The sequence below is a fragment of the Micromonospora sp. NPDC057141 genome, assembly GCF_042670805.1.
Lineage (GTDB): Bacteria > Actinomycetota > Actinomycetes > Mycobacteriales > Micromonosporaceae > Micromonospora.
The window spans coordinates 64,760-91,026 of record NZ_JBHUVA010000019.1 but is presented as its reverse complement, the minus strand read 5'-3'; the positions used below and the strand labels follow the sequence as shown (position 1 = coordinate 91,026).

24 protein-coding genes and 1 tRNA gene are annotated in these 26,267 nt (G+C 70.0%); 10 read left to right on the top strand and 15 right to left on the bottom strand.

Translation table 11 applies throughout. From position 1 onward, the window contains the following. Window positions 1–611 precede the first annotated feature (611 nt). Together ACFT41_RS13735 and ACFT41_RS13730 are read right to left on the bottom strand one after the other, a co-directional pair. Window positions 612–1,799, bottom strand: coding sequence for a helix-turn-helix domain-containing protein (locus tag ACFT41_RS13735; RefSeq protein ID WP_377613817.1), 1,188 nt, complete (start codon window positions 1,797–1,799; stop codon window positions 612–614). After that, window positions 1,796–1,942: a hypothetical protein gene (locus ACFT41_RS13730; RefSeq protein WP_357747063.1), complete on the bottom strand. Its 147-nt coding sequence runs from the start codon at window positions 1,940–1,942 to the stop codon at window positions 1,796–1,798. Before ACFT41_RS13730 ends, ACFT41_RS13735 begins: the two co-directional genes overlap by 4 nt. A 140-nt stretch (window positions 1,943–2,082) precedes the next feature. Here ACFT41_RS13730 and ACFT41_RS13725 point away from each other — a divergent pair, with 140 nt between their 5' ends. Both ACFT41_RS13725 and ACFT41_RS13720 read left to right on the top strand, forming a co-directional pair. Then, window positions 2,083–2,973 carry a sigma-70 family RNA polymerase sigma factor gene (locus ACFT41_RS13725; protein ID WP_377582937.1) on the top strand — a complete coding sequence of 297 codons (891 nt, stop codon included), beginning with the start codon at window positions 2,083–2,085 and terminating at the stop codon, window positions 2,971–2,973. Further along, entirely contained in the window at window positions 2,927–3,796 is an 870-nt protein-coding gene (locus ACFT41_RS13720) for a protein phosphatase 2C domain-containing protein (RefSeq protein WP_377582939.1), read from the top strand. The genes ACFT41_RS13725 and ACFT41_RS13720 overlap by 47 nt, the downstream gene beginning before the upstream one ends. A gap of 310 nt (window positions 3,797–4,106) precedes the next feature. Here the strand turns inward: ACFT41_RS13720 and ACFT41_RS13715 are convergent, their stop codons facing one another. Continuing rightward, a complete protein-coding gene (locus tag ACFT41_RS13715) occupies window positions 4,107–4,646 on the bottom strand; it encodes a hypothetical protein (RefSeq protein ID WP_377582941.1) in 540 nt (179 codons plus the stop codon). Between the two features lie 684 nt (window positions 4,647–5,330). Between ACFT41_RS13715 and ACFT41_RS13710 the strand changes: the two genes are divergently transcribed. The 3 genes from ACFT41_RS13710 to ACFT41_RS13700 all read left to right on the top strand — a co-directional run bounded on the left by ACFT41_RS13710 (window position 5,331) and on the right by ACFT41_RS13700 (window position 9,582). Continuing rightward, window positions 5,331–6,089, top strand: a complete 759-nt coding sequence (locus ACFT41_RS13710) for a transposase family protein (RefSeq protein WP_377582943.1) — start codon at window positions 5,331–5,333, stop codon at window positions 6,087–6,089. Further along, complete coding sequence (locus ACFT41_RS13705; protein ID WP_377583083.1) at window positions 6,086–6,259, top strand: hypothetical protein; 174 nt, start codon at window positions 6,086–6,088, stop codon at window positions 6,257–6,259. Before ACFT41_RS13710 ends, ACFT41_RS13705 begins: the two co-directional genes overlap by 4 nt. Window positions 6,260–6,894: 635 nt before the next feature. After that, window positions 6,895–9,582 (top strand): ATP-binding protein, encoded by a 2,688-nt coding sequence (locus ACFT41_RS13700; RefSeq protein WP_377582945.1) that lies wholly within the window; start codon window positions 6,895–6,897, stop codon window positions 9,580–9,582. A gap of 1,244 nt (window positions 9,583–10,826) precedes the next feature. On the opposite strand, the gene ACFT41_RS13695 is transcribed toward ACFT41_RS13700, so the two are convergent. Next, a tRNA-Tyr gene (locus ACFT41_RS13695) sits at window positions 10,827–10,910 on the bottom strand. A gap of 147 nt (window positions 10,911–11,057) precedes the next feature. Here ACFT41_RS13695 and ACFT41_RS13690 point away from each other — a divergent pair. Next, complete coding sequence (locus tag ACFT41_RS13690; RefSeq protein ID WP_377582947.1) at window positions 11,058–11,552, top strand: YajQ family cyclic di-GMP-binding protein; 495 nt, start codon at window positions 11,058–11,060, stop codon at window positions 11,550–11,552. 29 nt (window positions 11,553–11,581) lie between these two features. Then, window positions 11,582–11,917 carry a YnfA family protein gene (locus tag ACFT41_RS13685; protein WP_377582949.1) on the top strand — a complete coding sequence of 112 codons (336 nt, stop codon included), beginning with the start codon at window positions 11,582–11,584 and terminating at the stop codon, window positions 11,915–11,917. A 53-nt stretch (window positions 11,918–11,970) separates the two neighbouring features. Here the strand turns inward: ACFT41_RS13685 and ACFT41_RS13680 are convergent, their stop codons facing one another. The 8 genes from ACFT41_RS13680 to ACFT41_RS13645 form a co-directional block, all read right to left on the bottom strand. Further along, on the bottom strand, window positions 11,971–13,230 hold the full coding sequence (locus ACFT41_RS13680; RefSeq protein WP_377582951.1) for an MFS transporter: 1,260 nt from the start codon (window positions 13,228–13,230) through the stop codon (window positions 11,971–11,973). A 187-nt stretch (window positions 13,231–13,417) separates the two neighbouring features. Further along, window positions 13,418–14,296 carry a zinc metalloprotease HtpX gene (htpX, locus tag ACFT41_RS13675; protein ID WP_377582953.1) on the bottom strand — a complete coding sequence of 293 codons (879 nt, stop codon included), beginning with the start codon at window positions 14,294–14,296 and terminating at the stop codon, window positions 13,418–13,420. A gap of 133 nt (window positions 14,297–14,429) precedes the next feature. Then, on the bottom strand, window positions 14,430–15,908 hold the full coding sequence (locus ACFT41_RS13670) for an NADH-quinone oxidoreductase subunit N (RefSeq protein ID WP_377582955.1): 1,479 nt from the start codon (window positions 15,906–15,908) through the stop codon (window positions 14,430–14,432). Beyond that, window positions 15,905–17,410 (bottom strand): NuoM family protein, encoded by a 1,506-nt coding sequence (locus ACFT41_RS13665; RefSeq protein ID WP_377582957.1) that lies wholly within the window; start codon window positions 17,408–17,410, stop codon window positions 15,905–15,907. The genes ACFT41_RS13670 and ACFT41_RS13665 overlap by 4 nt, the downstream gene beginning before the upstream one ends. Continuing rightward, complete coding sequence (locus tag ACFT41_RS13660) at window positions 17,407–19,347, bottom strand: NADH-quinone oxidoreductase subunit L (RefSeq protein WP_377582959.1); 1,941 nt, start codon at window positions 19,345–19,347, stop codon at window positions 17,407–17,409. Before ACFT41_RS13660 ends, ACFT41_RS13665 begins: the two co-directional genes overlap by 4 nt. Beyond that, the gene (gene nuoK / locus ACFT41_RS13655) at window positions 19,344–19,724 is read right to left on the bottom strand and encodes an NADH-quinone oxidoreductase subunit NuoK (RefSeq protein ID WP_377582961.1); all 381 of its coding nucleotides are present in this window, start codon (window positions 19,722–19,724) and stop codon (window positions 19,344–19,346) included. Before nuoK ends, ACFT41_RS13660 begins: the two co-directional genes overlap by 4 nt. Continuing rightward, complete coding sequence (locus ACFT41_RS13650; protein ID WP_377582963.1) at window positions 19,721–20,308, bottom strand: NADH-quinone oxidoreductase subunit J; 588 nt, start codon at window positions 20,306–20,308, stop codon at window positions 19,721–19,723. Before ACFT41_RS13650 ends, nuoK begins: the two co-directional genes overlap by 4 nt. Beyond that, window positions 20,305–20,859 (bottom strand): NuoI/complex I 23 kDa subunit family protein, encoded by a 555-nt coding sequence (locus tag ACFT41_RS13645; RefSeq protein WP_377582965.1) that lies wholly within the window; start codon window positions 20,857–20,859, stop codon window positions 20,305–20,307. The genes ACFT41_RS13650 and ACFT41_RS13645 overlap by 4 nt, the downstream gene beginning before the upstream one ends. A 102-nt stretch (window positions 20,860–20,961) precedes the next feature. On the opposite strand from ACFT41_RS13645, the gene ACFT41_RS13640 reads away from it, so the two are divergent. Further along, a complete protein-coding gene (locus ACFT41_RS13640) occupies window positions 20,962–21,537 on the top strand; it encodes a Uma2 family endonuclease (RefSeq protein ID WP_377582967.1) in 576 nt (191 codons plus the stop codon). On the opposite strand, the gene ACFT41_RS13635 is transcribed toward ACFT41_RS13640, so the two are convergent. Continuing rightward, window positions 21,518–21,949 carry an ester cyclase gene (locus tag ACFT41_RS13635; protein ID WP_377582969.1) on the bottom strand — a complete coding sequence of 144 codons (432 nt, stop codon included), beginning with the start codon at window positions 21,947–21,949 and terminating at the stop codon, window positions 21,518–21,520. The two genes, ACFT41_RS13640 and ACFT41_RS13635, sit on opposite strands and share 20 nt — an antisense overlap. A gap of 152 nt (window positions 21,950–22,101) precedes the next feature. Here ACFT41_RS13635 and ACFT41_RS13630 point away from each other — a divergent pair, with 152 nt between their 5' ends. Together ACFT41_RS13630 and ACFT41_RS13625 are read left to right on the top strand one after the other, a co-directional pair. Beyond that, window positions 22,102–23,163, top strand: coding sequence for a glutathione S-transferase family protein (locus tag ACFT41_RS13630; protein ID WP_377583075.1), 1,062 nt, complete (start codon window positions 22,102–22,104; stop codon window positions 23,161–23,163). A gap of 147 nt (window positions 23,164–23,310) precedes the next feature. After that, window positions 23,311–24,573 carry a S8 family peptidase gene (locus ACFT41_RS13625; RefSeq protein WP_377582971.1) on the top strand — a complete coding sequence of 421 codons (1,263 nt, stop codon included), beginning with the start codon at window positions 23,311–23,313 and terminating at the stop codon, window positions 24,571–24,573. A 70-nt stretch (window positions 24,574–24,643) separates the two neighbouring features. On the opposite strand, the gene ACFT41_RS13620 is transcribed toward ACFT41_RS13625, so the two are convergent. Together ACFT41_RS13620 and ACFT41_RS13615 are read right to left on the bottom strand one after the other, a co-directional pair. Continuing rightward, window positions 24,644–25,606, bottom strand: a complete 963-nt coding sequence (locus tag ACFT41_RS13620; RefSeq protein ID WP_377582973.1) for an NADH-quinone oxidoreductase subunit H — start codon at window positions 25,604–25,606, stop codon at window positions 24,644–24,646. After that, window positions 25,606–26,199, bottom strand: coding sequence for an NADH-quinone oxidoreductase subunit C (locus ACFT41_RS13615; protein WP_377582975.1), 594 nt, complete (start codon window positions 26,197–26,199; stop codon window positions 25,606–25,608). Before ACFT41_RS13615 ends, ACFT41_RS13620 begins: the two co-directional genes overlap by 1 nt. Window positions 26,200–26,267 lie beyond the last annotated feature (68 nt).

Sequence of the window (26,267 nt, the reverse complement as noted above, 5' to 3'; positions counted from 1 at the left end):
GGCGGTATCCGGCGGCCGGGATACCGCCACCTGCCCGACATGGCGGCACCTCTGCCTGGCGACTCGTCAGGCTGGAGGTAGCTGGGCCCTGACGAGGGCGTGCCCGTCGGCGTGACTCCACCACATGGCGGCGGGACCGCCGAGCCAGGGGACGCAATAGCCGTCCACGGCATCGCCAGCCCGGTAGTGGTGCGACAACGCATCGTATCCGCGCTGGACCAAACCGCGCGCGTCGGTGCCGCTCATCTTCGCGAGGCTGGGCGTCACGGCGCCGCTCGCCGATTCGAATCCGTGGAAAAGGTGGAGTTCCGTCGGACTTCACCCCGTGTTTCCACCCGATCGACGGCCGGTGGGCTGGCTGTCGCCCGGGGCCGCCGTCACGCCTTGAACCGTTCGCCCGATCCGTCCATTGGCGTTGCCCCGGCGGACGGCTCCTACGGTGCATAGGGAGCTGAGTCGAATACGACATCACCCACGCCCAGCCGCACTCCCGGACCGAGTGACGACGCTTCATCAGGGCAGCGCGAACCGCCGACGACACGCGCAGCATCCCTGGGCGGGATCGCCGAACTGGCGGGCCCACGAGCGGCGCGGCGCGGTCCGGCGGTTGCCTATTGCTGGGTGAGGCCGATGGTGGCGGCGAGGCGGGCGACGTCGGCGGCGGTGGTGCCGGTGCGCAGGATGGCGGTGAGGGCGGCGCGTGCGGCGGGGCGGGTGCGAGCCTCGGCGGGGGCGATGCGGTCGGCGGCGGTCAGGGCGCGGCCGGCGGCCCGCGGGTCGCCCAGGTCGAGGTGGGCGCGGGCGATGTCGATGAGGTGGGCGGCCCGGTGCTCGGCGGGGAGCATGCGCCAGCCCTCGCCGTCGGTGGCGTGGCGGTGGAGCATGACGGCGTGATGATGGTCGCCGAGGCGGGTGGCGACCAGGGCGCGGGCGAGGATGACGGTGGTGGGGCCGAACGCGGTGCCGTCGTTGTCGGGCTGATGCTGGCCGTCGTAGGTGGCGGCGAGGTGGGCGGCGCGTTCGGTGAGGTCGTGGGCGGTGGGGGCGTCGCGGTAGGTGGCGGCGGCGAGGGCGGCTTCGATGAGCAGGGTCCCGGTGAGGCCGGGGTCCGGCGGGCGGTCGTGCGCCGCCGCCGGGTCAATCTGGCGTACGGCGGTGAGCGCGGCGGCCTGGGCGAGGCGTCCCCGGTGCAGGGCGCGCAGGGCCTGGGCGAGGGAGACGGCGGCGAGGCCGGTGCGGTGCGGGTCGCCGGTGGCGGCGGTCATGGCGCGGTCGGCGGCCAGCCAGGCGAGGTGGGGCTTGCCGAGCTTGACCAGCGTCTGGGCGGTGAGCCGGTAGACGCGGACGGGCGGGTCGGCTGCCGTCTCGGCGTGGCCGGTGTGCCGGGTGGCGGCGAGCAGGTCGGGCAGGGTGCGCAGGACCTGCGGGTGGTGGCCGTTGCGGTAGGCGGTCCAGGCGTACCCGGCCTGGTCGTCGAGCTGCCGCGCCGTCGGGCTGTCGGCGTCGGGTGGGTCGTGGCGGGCCAGCGCCGCGCGGATGCGTTCCACGGCGGCTTCGGTGTCGGTGACGGTTTCCCGGCGGGGCCTGCCGGTGAGCAGGATGGTCGGGGTGACGCCGAGGGCGGCGGCGACGGTTTCGATGACGGAGAGCCGGTCGAGGGTGCGTACGCCTCGTTCGACCTTGTCGACCCAGCTCTTCGACCTGCCGATCCGGTCGGCGAAGACCTGCTGACTCATGCCCCGCCGTGCCCGCAGCTCCGCCATCCGCCGCCCGATCGGCACCTCGCCGCGGTCGCTCATCTGTCCTGCTCCACCGGCGGCATGGCCAGGGTGGACTCGCCGCAGCGGGGACACCAGCGGGACTTGACCCGGAACGCGAGCAACCCGAGCAGGAAGCCCGGCACCAGCCCACCGAACACAATCGACACGACCCCGGAGATCACGAGCACTCCCGTCTATCCCCCTAGACAGATCACTCGGGGCGGTCGCCTCGCTCGTCTAGGGGAATAGACATCACGCTAGGGTCGGTACGGTTGGAGCGTCAAGGGGGCTCGACGCCCTGACATCTATCACAAGGACCGACATGCCGGGCGAAGTGGACAGGATTGCCGCCATACGTGACCCGTTCGAGCTGTTACGGGAGGCGACAACCCGTATGGCAGCAGCTCAGGTGGAGGTCACCGAGCTGGCCCGCCTGCGTCGGCGCGTCATCCAAGAACTTCACGAATCAGGCATGTCATACGCACACATCGCGCAAGAGGTAGGGCTGACGCGCGGTCGAATCCACCAGATCCGCCACGGTGGCCCCGCGCCCGAAGGCGCCTTCCTCGGGATGGGCCGAGTCTCCATCGCCACGCCCCTCAAGGAAGAAGCGATCAGAGCCCGACCGGTCGTCGCCATCGAAGACGTTGCCGCCGCGCAACGGCTCGGCGAACTTGCACGCGGCCTGGGCTTGGAACCCTCCTTCGAGCATGTCCCGGTCGGCGGAGACATCGACCTCAACCGCCCGAACCTGGTGGTGATCTGCGGTCCACGCATCTCCGATGCGGTCGCTCAGGTGCTCGCCCAGGATCCGCTCTTGCAGTTCGAGCGAGCCAGCGACGGACCCTGGACGCTCGTCGACCGGGCCACGGGCATCGTCTATCGCTCCGGCCAGGACCAGGACCCGCCGACCGCCTCCGACGTGGCCTACCTTGGCCGGCTTCCCCGTCCCGACGGCCTCGGATCGCTCGTCGTCTTCACGGGCATCCATCCGCCCGGTTCGCTTGGCGTGGTCCACCTGATCTGCACCCAGCTCACTGAACTCTTCGCCCAGGTCAACACAGCCAACTTCTCCGTGCTTGTTGGCACTGAGTACGACGCGGGCACCAACGAACCTCGCGAGGTCAAGACCCTGACGCCGTTCTACCGGCTGGAGGAAGGCAACCATGCAGGTCACGATGGCGACGAGCCCCGGGAAGCACGACCAGCCTAACGAGGACTTCACGGGCAGCGTCCCGAACGCAGTCGTGCTGCTGGACGGCGCTGGCCTTTCAGGCACCACCTCGACCTGCTCCCACGGTGTGGCCTGGTACACCCGCCGGCTCGGCGGAGCGCTGCTGTCCCGCTTGGGTCCTGAAGCCGGCGACGACCTCACGGCCCTCTTGGCCGACGCCATAGAGGAGGTAGCCGATAGCCATCGTGGAACCTGCGACATCAACGACCCGAGCAGCCCGTCCGCCACGGTGGTCATGCTCCGAATCACTGATGATCGCGCGGACTATCTGGTGCTCGCGGACTCCGTCCTCGTGCTGGAGCAACGCGGGGGCGATCCGCTCGTCATCACCGACAGCCGGGAGGCGGAAGTCGGCCGCCGATACCGGGCCGCCATGGATTCCGCCGTCAACGACACCCCTGAACACCACCAGGCCCGCCGCGAGTACATCGAAACCATGCGACGCCATCGAAACCAGCCTGGCGGGTTCTGGGTAGCCGCAGGCGACCCACGAGCAGCCTCGGAGGCTCTTACCGGAAGTCGGCCGGTCTATGACCTTGCATCCGCAGCCTTGCTGAGCGACGGTGCCAGCCGACTTGCTGACCGGTTTCGCCTCGCGGACTGGCCCGAGGTTCTCGCGCTACTCGACGCGGAAGGGCCGGCCGGGATTATCCGACGGGTTCGGACCGCGGAGGCAAGCGACCCGTACGGCACAAGGTGGCCACGCGGCAAGACCTACGACGACACCACTCTCGCCTACTGCACTCGGCTCAACGAAAGCTCCCCGCTACCGGCTCGACCCCGGCTCACCCCGGCCGGGTGATCAGGAGGATTGCGTCATCGTCGAGATCAACTGTGACGCTTCCTCTTGATCACCGAGGCGGGCCGAGGCGAGGCGCCCGTACGCGGGGACAACAACGGACCCCGGCAGCACTCCTGCTGGTCGGGTGCCGATCTCGAACCTGAGGGCTTGGGAGGGGATTCGAACCTCCGCAGTTTTCGCGACGGATTTACAGGGCGTCGGCGATCTTAGCCGCCTCAGTGCCTCTGAGCTGCTGGTCCTCCAAGCTGCGCTCGCGCCGTTCGGTGAACGGCCCACTATCTGCCCACGCCCACCAGACTCGCCCGATGTCTCAGGACGCCGAGGGCGAGGGTGAACCAGACGACCTGCCAGCGTCCTCAGACGAGCTTGGAGAAGCGGAAGGTGCAGCAGGAGCGCTGGTGGGCGCTGGCACGGCAGCAGAAGGCGTTACCACCGGTGCGCGCATCTCGTTTGCGGGCCAGATCAGGGGGACAACGATCGCAACGATCGCAACCAGCAGAGCGATGATCGCGACCGTCGCGGAGATCCAAGCCACACGTTTGCTGTCCTTGGCCACCCCGAGAGCCTCAAGCTCCCTCTGCTCAGCGCGCTCAAGCCGTTGCTGGTCGTCAGCCCGGTCACGCTCGACCTTCGACACGAAGTCCGAGAACTGCTTCGTCAAGGCAGCGTTCTGCTCTAGGAGTTTCGTCTCACGTTGCTCAGCCCGCTCGTGGCGCTCTGCCTCCTCGTTTGCCCGCGCGGCCGTAGCCTCTGCGATGTCGTCCATCATCCGGTCGGACTCGATACGCCACTGCTCACGCTCGCGCGCCTGTCGATCGAGGTCCCGGAGAAAGTTCATCGGATCACTCACGAAGCGCCATCGCCTTTCAGTCGTGCCGCTCTGCCCACCCGGCGCAGCCCTGCGAGTAACAACCGGTCACCTGAGGGCATTCCCGATTTTGTCGTTGACGGTGGCCTCTCCCCCGTCGATGCAGTTGGCGTAGACCCGGAGCAGGACGGCTACGCCGTGGCCCAGGCGCCGGGCGACCTCGGTCGGCGGGACGCCGGCATTCAGCCAGAGTGAGGCTGCCGCGTGACGTAGGTCATAGGGACGGCGGACGAGCGGCGAGACGGCCTGCGATTCGGTCAGCGCCTTTTCCCTGGCGAGCTTCCACCAGCGGTCGTAAACCGACTCGGAGAGCGGCCCACCGTGCAGACCCCGAAAGAACCGACCGTCCGGCCCGACACCGTGATTCTCGACGTGTGCCCAAGAGCAGCTCGACCAGCCGGGGCGGAATCGGGACCGTCCGAGTTTCCTTGCGCGCCCGATGCTTCAGTCCCCGGCGCTCGTGCGAACCGCCGTCATCAGTCCAGTGCGACCCAGCACGAGGAGCAGTGCCGACGAGCACCAGGCGGCCCACCGGTATTCAATGAGCCATTTTCATCGTGACGGTGCAGGTCACGGGCGGCGCGGGAGGCCGATGTCCATGTAGGACGAAACTCCCGGTAAGACAGCAATCGACCAAGATCAGATGCCCCAACCGGGAGCCTCGCTGTGCTGTCTTACCCTGCCACGATTCCGTTGTCCACCCGCAGCCTGAACCACCTCGCCGCCCTCATCCGAACCCGCCGCCAGCAGCGACGGTCCCGGTGGCGACGCCTCGATCCCGGCCGGCAAGCCCTGCTCGCACTGGCCCACCTGCGCAACGGCGACACCCTGACCCGCCTGGCCGCCGGATTCGAGATCGGCGTCACGACGGCCTGGCGTTATGTCCGCGAGGCCATCGACCTGCTCGCGACCGCCGACGACCTGGCCACGGCCATGACCAGGATCCGGCTGCTCGCCTACGCAATCCTCGACGGCACCCTGATCCCGATCGACCGGGTCGCCAACCAGAAGCCGTACTACTCCGGGAAGAACAAGCGTCACGGAGTGAACGTGCAGGTCATCGCCGACGCGGCCGGGCGTCTCGTCTGGGCCTCGGCCGCGCTGCCCGGCTCGACGCATGATCTGACCGCCGCCCGCACCCACGGCATCATCGACGCCCTGACCAGCGCCGACGTGATGACCTTCGCGGACAAGGGATATCAAGGAGCCCGCGGCAGCGTGCGCACCCCGTTTAAGCGGCGCCGCTTCCGGCCGAAGCTGTCACGCCGGCAGAAGGTCCAGTCCGCCGCCTACTGCCTCGACTACCACCGGCGCAACAAGTGCTGGAAATGCACGACCACCGGCTTCTGCCCCATGGTTGTCGCCGCCCGCTCCCGCATCTGGGCCTGGCGCCGATACCGCGCACTCAACGGACGATGGCTGTGACCCTCCCCAAGGCCGGTGACGTCGTACACCTCACCCGTGCCGCAAGCGTCCAGTTTATCCGCCCCATCATGTTCCGCGTCATCCGCGTACTCGACTGGCCCACCTATGACCACTGGGTTTGGCTCGACGGCTACCAGCTCGACCACAAGGGAGCCGCCGTCGAACGATGAACCCTCTTCGTGCAGAAGGAAGGGCTACGAGTTATGCGGAGCATCGGGAAGTAGCAAAGGGGCTATCGTGACTCGCTCGATGAACACCAGATCTCCGGCTAGCGGGTGAATAGAAGATCCTTTGCCGAGGTTGACAGTTCAAGACTTCAGTACGGCACTTCTCGGAACCTACCACGACCCGCCAAGCTTCTGTCTGGTTCCGGACAGCACCATTGCCCACGCGATCTTGAGGTCTAGACTTTGCCGCCACTATTAAACGTAGGAGCTGTCATCAATGAGCATTCACCCGATTTATGGCAATGGCTGCGCGGCATCAGTCCGGACGGTTGGGCTGCCACCGTATTGTGAACGTGCCGGCATCGGATCTCGGCTGCGATCGCCCCTGACAACGCCACCTGCGTCGCCGTAGTCGACGAGCTCGGACGCACGAACGGCCGCTCGGTCGGCCATTTCAGTGGCTCTATCGCATATCATGCGGCCCCCTTCATAGCCGACGGGCTTTCACTCAAGCCGTAATGATCGCTTCTTGCCGATAGTCTGTTGACCTGGGGGCACACAAGCCCGCCCAAGTCCAACTTCCATTCCCGTGCGTCGAATAACTGAACTCACTGAGAATGGTAGATGTGGAGGCATCGTTGGATAGCGAGATGTTTCGCCGAACCCTGGTTGACACACTCGGAAATGCAAACCAGGAGGCCGCCCGCCAGCGGCTGCACTCCAACTATCAACACTGCCATGAAAAGGCTTCGGTGCTTGCGGCAGAAATCCGGCGAGACCTTCCACAATTCACCCTGCACGACATCACACATCCAGACGCACTCTGGGAGTCTGCAGACCTAATCGCCGGGCCAGATTATCCGATCAATCCGCTCGAGGCTTTTGTCTTAGGGTGCGCCTTCCTCGTCCACGACCTAGCCATGAGCAAGGCAGCATTCCCTGGTGGCCTTGAGGCCTCGGTCGGAGCACCTCGCTGGCGTGACACTATATACACGCATTTCAAGCGGAGGACGGGACGGTCACCCTCCGCAGAAGAGCTCACTTCTCCACCACACGAAGTTCTTTCCGCTGCGGAGCAGGAGCTACTTCGAGAGCTCCATGCACACCAAGCCACTAATCTTCCGCAGGAGTCTTTCCGCGAAGGGCCGCAGTCCTCGGAGTACTTTCTTATAGCTGATCCAGGCCTAAGAAACACCTACGGTGTTCTCATCGGGCGGATCGCGGCCAGCCATTGGTGGCCCCACTCAAAAGTAGCGGCAGAATTTTCCTCCATCATCGGCGCTCCTGGTAATTTACCAAGAGAGTGGACCATCGATCCACTCAAGCTGGCGTGCATTGTGAGAAGTGCGGATGTGTCGCACATCGACAACCGCAGGGCGCCAGGATTTCTGCGAGCGTTGACGAAGCTAGACAAGGACTCGCGGCCGCACTGGATCTTTCAGGAGAAGTTACAACGACCATGGCTTGATCATGATCGCCTGGTGTATACGGCATCTCAGCCATTCGGACCAGACGAAGCCGGCGCGTGGTGGCTATGCATTGAGACGTTGCGTGTCGTGGATCATGAGCTAAGGTCTTGCGATACCTTGTTGGCAGACAATGGACGGCCACGCTTTACAGCGCGATCCGTCGGCTATGTTGACGACCTCGATCGGGTCTCCAGGCTAATCCCTGCTCAAGATTGGTTTCCAATCGACGCATCGGTTCGTGTAGGCAACGTCATCGATCTAGTGCAAAAGCTCGGCGGAGAACAACTATACGGGAATAGCCCGCGCGCGGCGTTGCGGGAGTTGATCAGCAACGGCACTGATGCCGTTCGGGCCCGACGTCTACTTCAGATGCACCAGAGTGAACTTCGCCTCCGAGTGCAGGTAGCGATCGAAAACAGGGACGATGGCGAGTGGCTCGTTGTGCGCGACAACGGCATCGGCATGTCGCGTGAAGTCATGAGCGGCGCATTACTCGACTTCGGGACTTCGTACTGGTCTACCGATGAAGCGCGACGAGATTTGCCAGGCCTGATGAGTGCCGGTTTTACTCCAACCGGAAAGTTCGGAATTGGATTCTTCTCTATTTTCATGCTGGGCGACCAAGTCCAAGTCGCCTCTCGTAGATTCGATCGCGGCATCGATGAGACTTTCGTGCTCGAATTTCAAGAAGGGTTAAGCTCGCGACCGATTCTTAGACCGGCTACGCCCGCCTCTGAGGGACTCGTCTATGGAGGAACGGAAGTCTCGGTACGGCTTGCGGGCAATATTCCGAGACGTCTCCTAGACGATAAGGTTACGAATATTGCAACGCTTTGTGCGTGGATGTTTCCGACCTTGGACGTAAACCTAGACGCTGGCAGCGACTCCGGAGCCTACGTCAATGTAATCAATGAGGGCGACTGGACTTCACTTCCTTCTGATGAACTAGTCCGTCGCCTATATTTTGGCATTACAGACGTTGAATCAAACACCGTGCAGCGCATGCGACCAATCATAAACGTGTCCGGAGAACTGCTAGGCCGCGCTGCCATCAGGCCCGCAAGGAGCACCGTATCCGCCACTAAAATTAGCGCCCCAATCACTGTCGATGGAGCGAGAGCACAGTCATCAGTAGGCAGTGTTTTAGGAGTTTTTCTCGGCCTAACTAAGCGTGCTGCAAGAGATACGGCTTTGCCCTTCGCCGACCGACATGCCATACATGCATGGGCTTCAGAGCAGGTTCGCCTTTATCTCGCCGAGGACCCGCCACCCGATTTGCAAGCCGAGTTCGCCTACCACGCTTTCAGTCTAGGAGCTGATATCCGAGGGTTGGCCTTCTGTCGGACGCGCCAAGGTTGGCTGACGGATCAAGGCGTGAAGAATTGGGCGCGGGATCGTCGTGAGGTACGCCTTCTGCAAGACGCCGCCTTCGACAATGCCTTCCACGGGAGGAACGTCGAAAACCCCTTAAGCCTTCTGGATGATGACGTCTTGGTCGTAGAGATGGGTGGAAGCATCCCACTCAGCCACCAGATTCGATATAGCATGCACCAATCAGATATCGAATTCGATTGGGATCATTGGCCGCGGCCACTTAGGATGATGTACGAGCACGCTATTGACTGCATCGCTGAATCTTGGGATGCGGGGCAAAAACTCAACGAACAGATGGCGGAATACCACCGGGTGTCGAATGCTCTGTCCAACGTAGACATTTCTCATCCCTTAGACGATCCGACCCACCCGCACTATCACGAGTGGGGAAGCCTGCCTGACGGCCGGCGGGTCGGCTCCCATGCAAGCCATCTTGTCCGGCCGAATGACTCCGATAATGGACAGCACTGTTCGAATGAGTAATGAAGGGTAGCTAAATCATCCCCATGCTGAAGGTTGGTTGGAGTGCGCATTGAATAGACAGTTCACGACTCGAAAAAGAAAGGCTCCAGCCTCCCGCAGGCAGCTCGGCAATAGCCGACAATTAAGGAGTAGGCGCCTGACGGTCGATGCGGCACCTCTTGAGAGATACAAGTTTATTCTTCAGCAACTGCACACACTAAACGAGAATGCATTTAAGGTTCTTGCGCTATATCAAACGTTGGCCACTGCAACTATCGGCGCCGGCTTAGCCCTCTTCGTGGGCCACAAGAAGTGGGAGATTGACCTAGACGTGGCACGCTCGGGTCTAGTTGCATTGCTATGGCTGCTCACCATTATCGCCAGTTTTACGACACTGCTTTTGCTGATCGGCATTCTGAGTTGGCTTGACTACCGTAAGGAGGAATGCGAGCTGTCAGACGAGATCGTTTATCCCGGATTCAGGAATCCTCCGCGCCTAAGAAATGCACTTCGGTGGCACGAGGGATACGTCATACTGTTCGTGGTTTGCTCTACGGCGTTCGTGTGGATTTGCGGGTACGTCGTTATTCTCCCAGCCATGCATTAGTTATCGGCGCAAAGAGTGGCATGCCTCGTTCTGACCTACTGGATCGTCGAGGAGGGCAGTGCACATTGGGCGAGTTTCCTGATGCCGACGTGGCAGTGTGTGATCAACAGCTAATGTGCGCCCGACGTAGCGAGCTTGCCGAATTGTTCTCTTTTAGATCAAGGCACCGCGCTTCGCGCGGTGCGGGGCGGCGAGCCCGGCCGCTGGTAAGCCGCCCCGGCCGCCTACGGCGCCGGGGCGGGAAGCCACCGACGACCGCCGGGAGGCACCGCCCCACCGACCAGAGGACGAGCCCAGCAAGACCGTGACGGAAGCCGGCGAGGCTGCTCTGGTCACGTGGTCAGGGCTTCCGGCTGCCGCGCCAGTCCACAACCCGGACTGGCTTGCCCTCGGTCTGACTTCCACGGCCAACCACCGCCAGGCGTACGACCACGAGGCGCGCCCGAGACTCCAGCTCCACCGCGACGTAGGGCGTACCCACTCCCCAGGGCCCTCGGTCGATCTTCGAGCCCTCAGCGTGCCGCTCAGCCGGCTGGATCAACCTGCCCACCATGTGCCCACTGGGAGCCGTAGGAGGCGGGATTCAGAAGGACTCGGCCGTTACGACGAAAACGGCCCCTGATCAGCATCTCTGCTGGTCAGGGGCCGCATCTGCACCTGGTGGCGGGTAGAGGATTCGAACCTCTGAAGCTTTCGCGACGGATTTACAGTCCGCTCCCATTGGCCGCTCGGGCAACCCGCCAGGGCGTCACCGCCGCACCGGAGCGCGGCAGCGGAGCCAAGGATAGCGGTTGCTCCCGGGGTGAGCGCAACCGGGTACCGTCAGGGGGTCGTGCCGCTGGTTGGCGGCGCGTACGTGCACTGACCGCCGGACAGCAGGAGCATCAGCATGGCAGCGAACCCGTCGTTCGACATCGTGAGCAAGGTCGACCGGCAGGAGGTCGACAACGCCCTCCGCCAGGCGGAGAAGGAGCTCTCGACGCGGTTCGACTTCCGGGGCACCGGCGCGGAGGTTTCCTGGTCTGGCGAGGAGGCGATCAGCCTCCAGGCGGAGACCGAGGAGCGGGTGCGGGCCGCCCTGGACGTCCTGAAGGAGAAGCTGGTCAAGCGGAACATCTCGCTGAAGTCCCTGGATGCGGGCGAGCCGCGCCCCTCGGGCAAGATCTTCAAGATCGACGCCAAGGTGGTCCAGGGCATCGACTCGGACAAGGCCAAGGCGATCAGCAAGAAGATCCGCGAGGAGGGCCCGAAGGGCGTCCAGGCGCAGATCCAGGGCGACCAGCTCCGGGTCACCGGCAAGAAGAAGGACGAGCTTCAGGCCGTCATCACCCTGCTCAAGGGCGATGACTTCGGCATCGCGCTCCAGTTCACCAACTACCGCTGACGAGGGGCCGCACGGCTACGGTCTGACGCATGACGGTCGCCCGCTCGATCCTGCTGTTCCTGCTCGCCGCCCTCGCCGAGATCGGCGGGGCCTGGCTGGTGTGGCAGGGCTGGCGGGAGCACCGGGGGCTGCTCTGGGTCGCGGGCGGCGTGGTCGCGCTCGGGGTCTACGGCTTCGTCGCCACGTTCCAGCCCGACCCGAACTTCGGCCGCGTCCTCGCCGCCTACGGCGGGATCTTCGTCGCCGGGTCGCTCGCGTGGGGCATGGTCGTCGACAGGTTCCGGCCCGACCGCTACGACCTCGTCGGCGCGGCCATCTGCCTGGTCGGGGTCGCCGTCATCATGTACGCCCCGCGCAGCGGCTGACCAGCCCACGCCGCGCCGAGGAACCCACGGAGCCACGAGCAGCAGGCCGCCGCTCAGGCGGCGAGGGTCTGCTCGACGCGTACCGCCGTGGCCTCCGCGCGGGCGATGGGGCCGGCGGGCAGCGCGGCGACGGCGGCCCCGACGGCGACGGCCGAACCGGCGAAGACGAACGCCCAGGGCACGCCGCCCGCGTGGTCGATGATCAGCCCGGCCACCGCGCCGCCGGCGGCGCTGGACGCGACCATGATGGTCACCGCCCAGGTGTACGCCTCGTTCAGCATGCCGGCCGGGGCGATCCGCCCGACGAGAGTGTTCTCCAGGGTGAGCGCGGGTGCGATGGCGGCCCCGCCGACGATCAGCGCGACGCCGAGGGCCAGCGGGCCGGGCATCACCGCGTACACGGCGAAGGTGGCGGCGACGGCGGCGAGCAGCCAGGCGAACTGGCGGGTCATGTTGGCCGCGGGCTTGCGGACGCCGAACCAGAAGCCTGCGGTGGCGCTGCCGACGCCCCAGACCGCGAGCAGGACGCCGGCCAGGCTCTCCGGGTCGTCGGTGGGCTGGTTGCCGGCGAACGCCGGGACGATCACCCCGGCGGCCCCGAACGCGATGCCGAGGCCGGCGATGCAGAACAGCAGGGCGGGGAAGCCGCCGACGCGCAGCGGGCCGAGCCCCCGGGCGTGGTGCTCCTGCGGGTGGGGACGCCAGCCACGCATGACCCGGCCGAGTGCGACGGCGACGGTGCCGACGAGGGTGACCACGGCCGCGCCGATCAGGGCGGCTGCCGCGTCGGCGATCAGGACGAACGCGGCCACCAGCAGCGGGCCGAGCACGAAGACGACTTCGAGGAGCGCGGTCTCCGCGCCGAGGGCGGTGTTGCGCAGGTGGTACCGCCCGGTGGTGGGGCCGGTGAGGTCGTTCCAGGCGCCGCGCAGCGCGGCGGTCAGCGGCGGGTACGTGGCACCGGCCACCCCGGCGGCGAGGTAGATCAGGGCGAGACTGGCGGCGTCGGCGCGGCTGGCCCAGAGCAGCCCGCCGAGCGCCAGGGGGTGGGCGACGGCGGTGGCCAGCAGCACGGGGGTGGGGCCGACCCGGTCGGCGACGCGGCCGGCGACGGGGCTGAGCGCGGCCCCGGCGAGGGCGTAGATGCCACCGGCGACGGCGGCGAGGGAGTAGCGCCCGGTGACCTGTTGCACGACGAGCAGCAGCGCCAGCGGCGTCATGCCGATCCCGAGCCGGCCGACGACGCCGAGGACGAGCAGCATCGGCGCGCCGGGGATCCGCCACACGCCCACGTACTGGCGCAGTGCGGCCACGGGAACCTCCAGGGGTGCAACGAAAGGATGTAACGACAGATGTAACGAGCCGGAAACGTTCCGACCCTAACGCCGCAGCCGGCGCGAGTGAACACGTTATGGTGCGCGTCTCGCCGCGTACCCCGACGAAACGCCCGCGCCCGGTCGGACCGGGCGCGGGCGGGATCGGGGTCGGGGTCGGGACGGGTCAGCGCTGGAACTGCACGGGGCCGGCGCTGGCGGCCATCCGCTCCAGCCGGGCGACCCGCTCCTCCATCCGGGGGTGGGTGGAGAAGAGCGCGGCGATGCCGCCGCCCCGCTTGAACGGGTTGTCGATCATCAGGTGGGCGGTGCTGGTGAGCTGCCCCTGGGCCGGCAGCGGCCGGGCCTGGGTGCCCAGGTGGATCTTCCGCAGGGCGCTGGCCAGGGCCAGCGGGTCCCGGGTGAGCCGGGCCCCCGACTCGTCGGCCTGGAACTCGCGGCTGCGGCTGATCGCCAACTGGATCACGGTGGCCGCGAGCGGGCCGAGGATCAGGGTGAGCAGCAGCACGACCGGGTTGGGGGCGTCCTCGTCGTCGCCACCGCCGAGCGGGATGAACCAGGCGAGGTTGGCCAGCATGGTGATGATGCCGGCGAGGCCGGCGGCGACGCTGGAGATGAGGATGTCCCGGTTGTAGACGTGCGACAGCTCGTGCCCGATGACGCCCCGCAGCTCCCGGTAGTCGAGGATCTCGGTGATCCCCTGGGTGACGCAGACCGCCGCGTTGGCCGGGTTGCGGCCCGTGGCGAACGCGTTGGGCTGGGCGGTGGGGCTGACGTAGAGGCGGGGCATCGGCTGCCGCGCCTCGGTGGCCAGCTCGCGGACCATCCGGTACAGGTCGGGGAACTGTGCCTCGCTGACCGGTTGCGCCCGCATCGAGCGCAGCGCGAGCTTGTCGGAGTAGAAGTAGGTCACGCCGTTCATCACCAGCGAGACGACGACGGCGACGACGAGGCCGCCACTGCCGCCGAACCAGTAGCCGACCGCGAGGATCAGCGAGGTCAGCAGGCCGAGCAGCGCTGCGGTCTTCAGACGGTTGTGATGCACGATCGCTCCTTCGGTGCGCGGATCACGCGGGATCCGCCGACCGGTACAACACCTCGGTACCCGCCAACCATCCGTCTCATGACTGTGAGTTGCCTGGCATCGACCTGCGCAAACACTGAGGTCGGGAGACTGCTCAGCGCGCGGCCAGGTCCAGCACGAGCTGCGGGGCGAAGCCGACGGCCACGGCGGCCAGGGTGGCCACGGCGAGGGTGCCGACCACCGCCCAGGCCGGCCGGGCGACGGGTGCACCAGCTGGTGTCTCGGCGGGCGGAGCATAGAGGCCGGCGGCGAGGCGGAGATAGTAGGCCAGGCCGATCACCGCGTTCACCGCCACCACCAGGGCGAGCCAGCCCGCGCCCCCGTCCAGCAGCGCCCGGACCACGGTCACCTTGGCGAACAGGCCGGCCAGCCCCGGCGGGAGCCCGGCCAGGCCGACCAGGGCCAGCGCGAACGCCGCCGCCAACCACGGCCGCCGCCGGGCCGCGCCGCGCAGGTCGTCGAGGCTGCCGCCGTCGGCGCCGGCCGGTCGCAGGGCCACCAGCGCCGCGAAGGCGGCCAGCTCCAGGACCACGAAGAAGACGGCGTACGCCACGGCGGCGGCGTACGCGGCGGCGCGGGCGTCGGCGGTGCGGCCGGCGGCCAGCGCGAGCGCGCCCAGCGGGGCGAGGATGTAGCCGGCCTGGGCCACCGACGACCAGGCGAGCAGCCGCACCGTGCGGCGCTGGCGCAGCGCCACCAGGTTGCCCACCGTCATGGTGAGCACGGCGAGCCCGGCGAGCACCGGGCCGGTCGTCTCGGCCGGCAGCGCCCGCTGCACCACCGCGAGCAGGGCCACCACGCCGCCCAGCTTCGACGCAGTCGACAGGTAGGCCGCCACGGGCAGCGGCGCGCCGTCGTAGGTGGCCGGGGCCCAGGCGTGGAACGGCACGGCGGCCACCTTGAACGCCAGCCCGAGCAGCAGCAGCGCCACCGCCGCCGTGGTCAGCGGCACGTCCAGCAGGTCGGGACGCCCGGCGAGCAGCGCGCCGAGCCGGTCGAGGTGCAGGCCGCCGGTGACCGCGTAGAGCAGGGCCGCGCCGAGCAGGGTGACGCTGGTGGCGACGACGCTCACCACGAAGAACGTGACCGCCGCCTCGGCGGAGGCGAGGCTGCCCCGGCGCAGGCCGACGAGCACGTACAGCGGGAGGGTCAACGTCTCCAGCGCCACGATCAGGGTGATCAGGTCGCCGGCCGCGCCGAGCACCACGCCGCCGGTCATCGAGCAGGCGAGGAGGAAGCAGTATTCCCCGACGGGCGACTGCCCGGCGCGCAGCGCCGGCCCGGACAGCGCCAGCACCCCGAGGGTGAGCAGCGCGAACAGCGCCCCGACGAGGGCGGCCCGGCCACCGAAGACGTACGAGCAGTCGGCGGCGACGCAGAAGGTGGAGCGCGGCCCGCCCGCGCCGACGAGCGCGCTGCCCAGCGCGGTGGCGACCGCCCCGGCGGCGGCCACGGCGACAGTGGCGGCGGCGCGGGCCACCAGCAGGTCGGCCAGCAGCACCAGCACGGCGGTGCCGGCGGCGAGGTATGCCGGGAGCAGCGCCACGTTGTCGACGCTCTGCACGAGACTCATTTGAGCACTCCCACGAGGGCGGCCACCGGGTCGGCGGCGACGCCGAGGACCAGGGTGGGGGCGAGGCCGACGGCGAGGGCGAGGAGCACCAGCGGGGCCCATGCGGTCCACTCGGCGGCGGCCAGGCCGGGGCCGATGCGGCCGACCGCCGGGCTGGCCGGGCCGTGGGTGACCCGGCGCAGCAGCCGCAGCAGGTACGCGGCGGTGAGCGCCCCGCCGATCGCGGCGAGCACGCCGAGGGTGGTCCACAGCGGGCCGCCCCGCCCGATGGCGGCGACCACGGCGAACGCCTCACCCCAGAAGCCGGCGAGGCCGGGCAGGCCCAGCGAGGCGACGGCGGCGAAGCCGAGCAGCCCGGCGAGGCGGGGCGCGGTCTCCCGCAGCCCGGACAGCTCGGCCAGCGCCCCGGTGTGCGCGCGGTCCTTGACCGCCCCGGCGAGGAAGAACAGCAGGCCGGTGATCACCCCGTGCGCGACGTTGCCGATCAGCGCGGCCTGGAGGCCGGTGGCGGTGAGCGTGGCCACCCCGAGCAGCACGAACCCCATGTGCCCGACGCTGGAGTAGGCGATGAGCCGCTTCAGCTCGCCCTGCGCGAGGCAGACCAGCGAGCCGACGATGATGGCGGCGACGGCGAGCACCCCGAGCACGGGGGCCGCCCAGCGGGCCCCCTGCGGGGCCACCCCGACGGCGACGCGGATCAGCCCGTACGTGCCCATCTTGAGCAGCACCCCGGCGAGAATGACGCTGCCGACGGTGGGTGCCTGGGTGTGCGCGTCGGGCAGCCAGGAGTGCAGCGGCCACAGCGGGCTCTTCACCGCGAACGCGAGCCCGAGCAGGGTGAACGCCGCGAGCTGGGTGCCCCGCGACAGGCCCGTCCCGCCGGTGAGCGCGACGAGGTCGGCGGTGCCGGCGGCGGCCACCACGACGTAGACGCCGACGAGCAGCAGCACCGAGCCGAGCAGCGTGTAGAGGGCGAACTTGCGGGCCGCCCGCCGCCGGTCGGGCCCGCCCCAGCCGGCGATGATCGCGTACATCGGCAGCAGGACGACCTCGAAGAACACGAAGAACAGGACCAGGTCGAGGGCGAGGAAGGTGCCGAGGATGCCGACCTCGACGACCAGCAGCAACGCGACGAGGGCCCGGCCGCTGCCGCCGCCGTCGGGCACCCTCCACAGGGTGTACGCGCAGCAGAGCAGCGTGAGCAGCGCGGTCAACACGACCAGCGGGTAGGAGATGCCGTCGACGCCCAGGTGGAAGCGCAGGTCGAGGGCGGGCACCCAGGGCAGGTCGAGCCGGTGCCAGGGGCGCACCGCCGGGGCGACGCCGTAGGCCGTCCAGCCCCGGTCGCCGGTGGCCAGGGGCAGGGTGGCCAGCAGGGTCAGCCCGGCCGCGACCGTGCCGACGACCCGGGCCGCCCGGTCCCCGGGCAGCAGGGCGACCACGGCCGCGCCGAGGGCCGGGACGGCCAGCGCCGCGACGAGCAGGACCTGTCCGAGGCTCATCCGGCTCCCCCGATCAGCACGGCGGCCAGGCCGATCAGCAGCGCCCCGGCCAGCACCCCGACGACCGCCCGGGGCAGCGCGGCCCGGTGCAGCCCGGCCAGCGCCCCGCCGAGGCCGTGCGCGCCCCGGCCGGTGCCCTCCACCGCGCCGTCGACCACCCGCTCGTCGGCGGCGCGGGCGAACCGGGCGAGGGCGACGATCGGGCGTACGACGAGGGCGTTTTGCACGTCGTCGAGCCGGAAACCGGCCGCGAACACCGGCCCCAGCGGGCCGAGGACGCGGGCCGGGTCGGCGGCCCGGTCCCGCCGCCAGCCGACCCACGCCAGGGCGGCCCCGGCGGCGAGCAGCGCCAACGGCAGCAGCAGCGCCGGGCCGACGTGGGTCCACTCCCCCTCGGTCGCGCCGAGCCGGCCGGTGAACGCCGGCCAGAACGCGGCGAGCCCGAGCAGCGCGGCCGGCACCGCGAGCAGCAGCATCGGCACCCGCATGACGGCCGGCGGGTCGTGCGGGTGCAGCGAGATCGGCCGGTCGTGCGGGGGCAGCGGCGGCCGGGCCGCGCCGAGGAACGCGCGCAGCAGCAGCCGGGTGGCGTACCAGGCGGTGACGGCGACGCCGGCCAGCCCGGCGAGCCACACCAGCCAGCCCACCCAGGCGGGGGCCGGGCCGGCGGAGTCGAGCGCGGCGGCCTCGGCGGCGGCGAGCACGCCGTCCTTGCTCCAGAAGCCGGCCAGCGGCGGGACGCCGGCCAGCGCGCCGAGGCCCAGCGCCGTGCACCAGAACGTCACCGGCATGGTCGACCGCAGGCCGCCCATGCGGGACAGCAGCGCGGTGCCGAGGGCGTGGATCACCGCGCCGGCGGCGAGGAACAGCAGCGCCTTGAACGCGGCGTGGGTGAGCAGGTGGAACAGCGCGGCGCTCGGCGCGCCGACGGCCAGCGCACCCGTCATGTAGCCGAGCTGGGAGACCGTCGACCAGGCCAGCACCCGTTTCAGGTCGTCCTGGGCGGTGGCGGCGAGCGCGCCGAGCAGCAGGGTCACCGAGGCCAGCACCCCGAGCGCGGCCAGCGCCGCCGGGGCCCGCTCGAACAGCGGGTAGAGGCGGGTGACCGCGTAGACCCCGGCGGCGACCATGGTGGCGGCGTGGATCAGCGCGGAGACCGGGGTGGGGCCGGCCATCGCGTCGGGCAGCCAGGTGTGCAGCGGGAGCTGGGCGCTCTTGCCGGCCACCCCGGCGAGCAGCAGCAGGCAGGCGGCGGTGAGCGTGCCGGCGGCGTGGTCGTGGGCGAGCACGTCGGCGATGCGGAAGCTGCCCGCCGAGACGCCGAGCAGGGCGATGCCGAGCAGGAAGCCGACGTCGCCGACGCGGGTGACCAGGAACGCCTTCATCGCGGCGGCCGGCGCGCCGGGCAGCCGGCGGTCGTGGGCGATGAGCAGGTAGGAGCAGAGGCCCATCACCTCCCAGCCGACCAGCAGCATGACCAGGTCACCGGCGACGACCACCAGCAGCATCGCGGCGGTGAAGAGGCTGATCTGCGCCGCGTACGGCGGGTAACGGTGGTCGACGTCGGCGCCGGCCTCGTCGTGCTGGCCGCCGCCCCGCAGGTAGCCGACCGAGTAGACCTGCACGGCCAGGGCCACCGTGGCCACCGCGACGGCGACCAGGGCCGCCGCGCCGTCGAGCCGGACGCCGAGGGTGACCCGCAGCCCACCCAGGTCGATCCAGGTGGTCGAGGTCTCCACGGGCGGGCCGACCCGGGCCAGCAGCGCGACCGCGACCAGCAGCGCACCGGCCGCGCCGGCCACGCCGAGCCCGACGGCGACCCGGCGGGCCGGATCCGCCCCGGACCCCGCGCCGCGCGACGCGGGCGGCAGCAGCAACCCGACCAGGCCCGCCACCAGGGGTACGGCGGGCAGCAGCGCGCCGAGCAGGCCGGTCACCGGGTCACCTCACCGGCAGTCGTGGTCTCCCCCGGGCCGGTGCCCGCCGGCTCGTCCGGCCGCCCGGCCGACGGCTCCGTCAGCGGCACCTCGTCGATGGCGACGCTGGCCCGCAGCCGGTAGAGCTGGAGCACGATGGCCAGCCCCACGCCGATCTCGGCGGCGGCCAGCACGATCACGAACAACGCGAACACCTGCCCCGCGTGCGGCAGCTGCGCCCGGACCGTGGCGTCGGCGGTGACCAGGATCAGGTTGACGGCGTTGAGCATCAGCTCCACCGCCATCAGCACCAGCACCGCGTTGCGGCGGCGCAGCACGCCGTACACGCCGAGGCCGAACAGGAGTGCGGCGGTGACGTACGGGATGACGGGCCTCACGAGCGGTCTCCCGTGCCGGGGCCCCGGCGGGCTGCCGCGCCCGGACCCTGGCCGCCTGCCGCGCCGGGGCCCCGACCGTCGGCCGCGCGTCGGCCGATGTCGGGGCGGGACAGCACGACCGCGCCGACCAGGGCGGCCAGCAGCAGCACCGACAGCACCTCGAACGGCAGCACCCAGGTGCGGAACACCTGCTCGCCGAGGCGCTCGGCGGTGCCCGGGGCGGGCAGGTCCACCCGGGTCCAGCGGAACGCGTCGACCAGCAGGGCGGCCAGCCCGAGGCCGGCGCCGCCGCCGATCAGGGCCGCCGGCCAGCCCGGCCGGTCCAGGTCGTCGGAGGCCCCGATGGGGGCGCGGGTCAGCATCACCGCGAACAGCAGCAGCACCACCACGGCGCCCACGTAGATCAGCACCTGAACCCAGGCCACCAGCTCGGCGGCGAGCACCAGGTAGACGCCGGCCAGCGCGCCCAGGCAGACCACCAGGTAAAGGCCGGCGCGGACCAGGTGGCGGGTCGTCACCACCAGCGCGCCCGCGCCGACCGCCACCGCGCCGAGGGCGAGCAGCAGCACGTCCGCACCGGTCACGGGGCCCCGCCCGCGGTCGGGGTGGCGGGGGCGGCGGCCTTGCGCGCGGCGGTGGCCTCCTCCTTCGCCGGCTCGCCGTTGCGGTCGTGCGCGGGCGGCGGCGGGACGGTGGCCATCCACTCGCCGAGGTGGTCCTTGTCGTGCAGCAGGTCCCGGATGTCGTACTCGGCGTACTCGAACTCGGGCGACCAGTAGAGCGCGTCGAAGGGGCAGACCTCGACGCAGATGCCGCAGTACATGCAGAGCGAGAAGTCGATGTCGAACCGGTCGAGCACGTTGCGCTGGCGGGGGCGGGCGGCGCCGGGCACCGCCACCTCCTCCTTGTGCGAGTCGATGTAGATGCACCAGTCGGGGCACTCGCGGGCGCAGAGCATGCAGACGGTGCAGTTCTCGGCCAGCAGCGCGATCACGCCCCGGGAGCGGGGCGGCAGCTCGGGGGCCACGTCCGGGTACTGCTGGGTGGTCGAGCGGCGGGTCATCGTGCGCAGCGTGACCGCCAGCCCCTTCGCCAGCCCCGCGCCGGGCACGCCCCGCTCGTTCGTCTCGCCCATGCCGCCCATCCTGCCCTGTGCCCCCGGCGCGCGCGACCACCACCCGGCCCTTCGCGCCTTACGGTGAGCCGGGGAGAACGACGCACCGGGAAGGAGCAGCCCATGACCGCCGCGTTGCAGAGCGACTTCCCGCCCGAGGGCGGGTGGACGACCGACGACCTCGACGGGCTGCCCGAGGACAATCGTCGCCGCGAACTGCTCGACGGAGTGTTGCTCGTGTCCCCCTCCCCCACCCGCATCCACCAGACCATCGCCGCGCGGCTCGGCGTCGCGCTCGAAGAGGAGTGCCCCGACGAGTACGACGTGACCCAGAGCGTCGAGGTGCGGATCAACCGGACCCGCTCCTTCATCCCGGACGTGCTGGTCACCACGGCGGAGGCCGCGCGGCGCTCGCCGTCGCGGTACGCGCCGCACGAGGTGGTGCTGGCCGTCGAGATCGTCTCCCCGAGCACCCGCTCGATCGACCGGGTGCTCAAGCCGGCCCTCTACGCGCAGGCCGGCATCCCGTTCTACTGGCGGGTGGAGACCGGCGACGGCGAGGTGGTCGTCCACACCCACCGGATCGACCCGGTGAACGAGGTCTACACGGAGACCGGCCGCTGGACGAAGTACGTCGACACCGGCGAGCCGTTCCCGGTGAACCTGTCGATCGCCCGGATCACGCCCCGGCACCTGTGAGCGGCGGGAGCATCTCGACGCCAAGCTGCTGGAGGAGCTGGAACAGCTCCGTGGCGTGCCACACGTCGACGATCCGGCCCGCCGGGTCGAAGCGCAGGAACGTCGCCCCCGAGAAGCTCGCCACCCGCCCGGTGGGCGGCACCGGCCCGAACGGGCCGGCCTGGGTGCCGGCGGCCCGCCAGCGTACGGCCACCCGGTCGTCGGCGGCCACCACGTCCACGATTTTGTAGCGCAGGTCAGGGAAGGCCGCCCGCCGCTCCCGGTGCCAGGCCAGGACCGCCTCCGGGCCCGTCCCGCCCAGCCCGGGGCAGCCCGCCGCGACCAGCTCGTACGCGGACTCCTCGCGCCGGGCGTTCCACACGTCGGCGACGAAGCGGCGGGCCGCCGCCTCCACGTCGTTCACGTCGTTCACCCGGGAAGCCTAGCCACGCGCGGTTTGCTGCCCGCCGAAGGCGGGTCCGGGAGCTGCGGATCGGTCAAGATGGGACGGACGACGGAGACGGCGAGGCGGAAAGCAGGGGCGACGTGGGCGACGAGGCAGGCGCGACGACCGGTGGCAAGGGGCTGGAGCCGGGCGGGAAGGGCACCGGGCCCGGCGCGAGCGGTGCGGAACCCGGCGGGAAGTACGTGGAGCCCGGTGGGGAGTTCACCCGGGACCAGCGGTACATCGCCACCCGGATCACGGCCGACGGGCGGGACGGCTGGCCGGTCGAGCCGGGCCGCTACCGGCTGGCGGTCAGCCGCGCCTGCCCCTGGGCCAACCGGCTGATCATCGTGCGCCGGCTGCTCGGCCTGGAGGACGCCCTCTCGATGGCCGTGGCCGGGCCGACGCACGACGCCCGGAGCTGGACGTTCGACCTCGACCCTGGCGGGCGGGACCCGGTGCTCGGCATCGAGCGCCTCCAGGAGGCGTATTTCAAGCGGTTCCCCGGCTACGAGCGGGGCATCACCGTGCCGGCGATGGTGGACGTGCCGACGGGGCAGGTGGTGACCAACGACTACGCCCGGATGAGCCTGGACCTGTCGACGGAGTGGACGGCATACCACCGGCAGGGCGCGCCGGAGCTCTACCCGTCCCGGCTGCGCGACGAGATCGACGAGGTCAACGCCGTGGTCTTCGCCGACGTCAACAACGGCGTCTACCGGTGCGGGTTCGCCGGCAGTCAGCAGGCGTACGAGACGGCGTACCGCCGGTTGTTCGACCGGCTGGACTGGCTGAGCGAGCGGCTGTCCGGGCAGCGGTACCTGGTCGGGGACACGATCACCGAGGCCGACGTGCGGCTGTTCACCACGCTGGTCCGTTTCGACCCGGTCTACCACGGCCACTTCAAGTGCAACCGGAGCAAGCTGGCCGAGATGCCGGTGCTGTGGGCGTACGCCCGGGACCTGTTCACCACCCCCGGGTTCGGCGACACGATCGACTTCGACCACGTCAAGCGGCACTACTACGAGGTGCACCGGGACATCAACCCGACCGGTGTCGTCCCGCTCGGCCCGGACCTGGCGAACTGGCTCACCCCGCACGGCCGGGAGGCCCTCGGCGGCCGGCCCTTCGGTGACGGCACCCCGCCGCCGCCCCCGCCGCCCGCCGAGCGGGTCGACCCGGCGCACACCCCGCTGGGCTGAGCCGGGGTTTCTCCGGGCACCCCGAATTAATCGACAATCTCCACTGGTTAACACTCGCTTCAATTCAAGCTGATCAACTTGAGTGGCATGCGCCGCCGGCCCTCGCCGGTGTTCGGCGCAGGAGGTCCACAATGGAGGAGATCAGCCTTGCGGAAGCCAGGTCGCAGAACGGTACGCCTCGGCGTACTCGCCGGCATGATCACCGGTGCACTCGTCACCACCCTCGCCGTACCGGCGTCGGCGGCCCCGGGTGCGGCGGAGCCCAGCCGTCCCGCGCCCGCCCCGCTGCGCCCGGGCGGCCCGGAGGCCGCGCCGGACCGGTACATCGTGGTGCTCGCCGACCCGCCGGCCGGCACCGACCGCGCCGCGCGCACCGCCCGCACCGCACGGGCCGCCACCGTCGCCGAGCGCGCCGGCGGCACCGTGCTGAACCGCTACACGCGGGTCCTCGACGGGTACGCCGCCCACCTGCCCCCGGCCGCCCTCGCCACCGTGCGCGCCGACCCCGCCGTGGCGTACGTCGAGCGGGACAGCCGCATCCACGGCGGCGTGACCGACGACTTCTCGACGTCTGCCGTCCAGTCGAACCCGCCGTCCTGGGGGCTGGACCGCATCGACCAGCACAACCTCCCGCTGAACAACAGCTTCGGCTACCCGTCGACCGGCTCCGGCGTCACGGTCTACGTGGTCGACTCGGGCATCCGGGCCAGCCACGTCGACTTCGGCGGCCGGGCCAGCGGCGTCTACGACGCGGTCGGCGACGGCAACGGCACCAACGACTGCCACGGCCACGGCACGCACGTCGCCGGCACCGTCGGCGGCGCGACGTACGGGGTCGCCAAGGCCGTCACCATCAAGGCCGTCCGGGTCCTCCAGTGCGACAACTCCGGTTGGACGACGGACCTGATCGAGGGCATGGACTGGATCGCCGCCCACCACGACCCGGTCTCGGTGGCGAACTTCAGCCTCCAGGGCTATGGCACCACCCCCAACACCGCCGCCGAGAACCTGATCGACGCGGGCGTGCACACCGTCTTCATCGCCAACAACTTCAACACCGACGCCTGCACCAACGGCCCCCGCTCGCCCCGGGGCGTCACCGTCGCCGCGACCGACGTCACGGACACCCGGGCGTCGTTCTCCAGCTACGGCACCTGCGTCGACGTCTTCGCCCCCGGCGTGGACATCACCTCCGCCGGCATCGCCTCGAACACCGCCGTCGCCTCCGGCTGGTCGGGCACCTCGATGGCCGCGCCGCACGTCACGGGGTGGATGGCGCGCTACCGGCAGCAGTTCCCCACGGCCACGCTCGCGCAGGCCAAGAGCGCGCTGATCGCCGCCGCCACCACCGGCGTGGTGAGCAACCCGGGCACCGGCTCGCCGAACCGCCTGCTCTACGCCGCCCCGTAACCGCCGCGTGAGGTGCAAGGAAGGGCCCCCTGTACAACAGAAAGCGTTAACAGGGGGCCCTTCCTTACACCTACAGCGCGATGCGGACGGCGGCCGTGAGGACGAGCTGGGCGAGGGAGGCGGGCACCAGCACCAGCCAGCACAGCCGCTGGAGCTGGTCCTCGCGCAACCGGGGGTACGACACCCGCAGCCAGATGATCACGAACGAGACGGCGAAGACCTTCAGCAGGGTCCACAGCCAGCCGAGCTGGGCGTCGGCGAACGGGCCCTGCCAGCCGCCCAGGAAGAGCACGGTGGTCAGGGCGGCGATCACCACGATGCCGACGTACTCGGCGAGCAGGAAGAACGCGAAGCGCAGCCCCGTGTACTCCGTCATATAGCCGAAGACCAGCTCCGAGTCGGCGATCGGCATGTCGAACGGGGGGCGGCGGATCTCGGCCAGCCCGGCGACGAAGAAGACGATCATCGCGGGCGCCTGCCAGAGCAGCCACCAGGGCCGCCACGCCTCGACGATGCCGGGCAGACTCAGCGTGCCGGCCGCCATCGCCACCGACGCGGCGGCCAGCACCAGCGGCAGCTCGTAGCCGAGCAGCTGGGCGGCCCCGCGCAGCCCGCCGAGCAGGCTGTATTTGTTGGCCGACGCCCACGCCGACATCAGCACCGCCACCACGCCCACCCCGACCACGGCCAGCACGAAGAACAGGCCGATGTCCAGCGGCTGACCCACCAGGTCACCGGGCCCCAGCGGGATCACCAGCAGGGCGAGCAGGTAAGGCACCAGGGCCACCACCGGGGCCAGCCGGAACACCGCCCGGTCCGCGTCGCGCGGGGTCACGTCCTCCTTCTGCACGAACTTGACCCCGTCGGCGACGAGCTGGGCCCAGCCGTGGAAGCCGCCCGCGTACATCGGGCCGAGCCGGCCCTGCATGTGCGCCATCACCTTGTGCTCGGCCTGCCCGACGACGAGCGGCAGGGTGAGGAAGGCCACCAGCACGCCGACCACCCGCAGCACGGCCTCCAACCAGTCGGGCATCAGGCCGTACCCCCCGCCGGCGTCGGCCCCCACTCCCCCGGAGCCGGCACCCCCGGCGGGCGCACCGCACGACGGCCGCCGCCGGCCGTCGACTCGCCCGGCTCCTTCGCGCCCGGCCACGGCTTGGCCACCCGGGAGGCGAGCACGAACTCCTTGCGCAACGGGTGCCCCTCGAACTCCGGCGGCAGCAGCAGCGGACGCAGCTCGCCGTGGCCGGGGAAGTCGACGCCGAACATCTCGAACGTCTCCCGCTCGTGCCAGCCCGCGCCGGGGTAGAGATCGACGACCGAATCCACCCGGGGCACGTCCCACGGCACCCGAGTGCGCAGCAGCAGGCCGTGCCGGCGCCCGGTCGACCACAGGTGGACGATCACCTCGCAGCCGTCGGCGAGCTGGTCGACGGCGGAGAGCCAGTCGAAGAAGTCGCAGGCCAGCTCGGCGTCGTCCCGGGCCGCGCGCAGCGCGTCCCGCCAGCTCGCCGGGGGTACGTCGACGGTGGCCCGCGCGTGCGCCTGGCCGCCGGACACCGACGCGGTGGCCTCGACGGGCGCGAGCAGCGCCACCAGCCGCTGGCCGACCTCTTCGGGAGTCATGCCGCTGATCCTATGGCCGACGCCGGTCCCCCGTGGCGGGCCGGATGGCGGTTGGGCCGGGCGGCGGC

Coding starts and splice junctions, on each gene's coding strand:
- ACFT41_RS13735 (WP_377613817.1), bottom strand. CDS start 1,799: ATGAGCGACCGCGGCGAGGTGCCGATCGGGCGGCGGATGGCGGAGCTG.
- ACFT41_RS13725 (WP_377582937.1), top strand. CDS start 2,083: ATGCCGGGCGAAGTGGACAGGATTGCCGCCATACGTGACCCGTTCGAG.
- ACFT41_RS13720 (WP_377582939.1), top strand. CDS start 2,927: ATGCAGGTCACGATGGCGACGAGCCCCGGGAAGCACGACCAGCCTAAC.
- ACFT41_RS13690 (WP_377582947.1), top strand. CDS start 11,058: ATGGCAGCGAACCCGTCGTTCGACATCGTGAGCAAGGTCGACCGGCAG.
- ACFT41_RS13685 (WP_377582949.1), top strand. CDS start 11,582: ATGACGGTCGCCCGCTCGATCCTGCTGTTCCTGCTCGCCGCCCTCGCC.
- ACFT41_RS13670 (WP_377582955.1), bottom strand. CDS start 15,908: ATGAGTCTCGTGCAGAGCGTCGACAACGTGGCGCTGCTCCCGGCATAC.
- ACFT41_RS13665 (WP_377582957.1), bottom strand. CDS start 17,410: ATGAGCCTCGGACAGGTCCTGCTCGTCGCGGCGCTGGCCGTCCCGGCC.
- ACFT41_RS13645 (WP_377582965.1), bottom strand. CDS start 20,859: ATGGGCGAGACGAACGAGCGGGGCGTGCCCGGCGCGGGGCTGGCGAAG.
- ACFT41_RS13640 (WP_377582967.1), top strand. CDS start 20,962: ATGACCGCCGCGTTGCAGAGCGACTTCCCGCCCGAGGGCGGGTGGACG.
- ACFT41_RS13620 (WP_377582973.1), bottom strand. CDS start 25,606: ATGCCCGACTGGTTGGAGGCCGTGCTGCGGGTGGTCGGCGTGCTGGTG.
- ACFT41_RS13615 (WP_377582975.1), bottom strand. CDS start 26,199: ATGACTCCCGAAGAGGTCGGCCAGCGGCTGGTGGCGCTGCTCGCGCCC.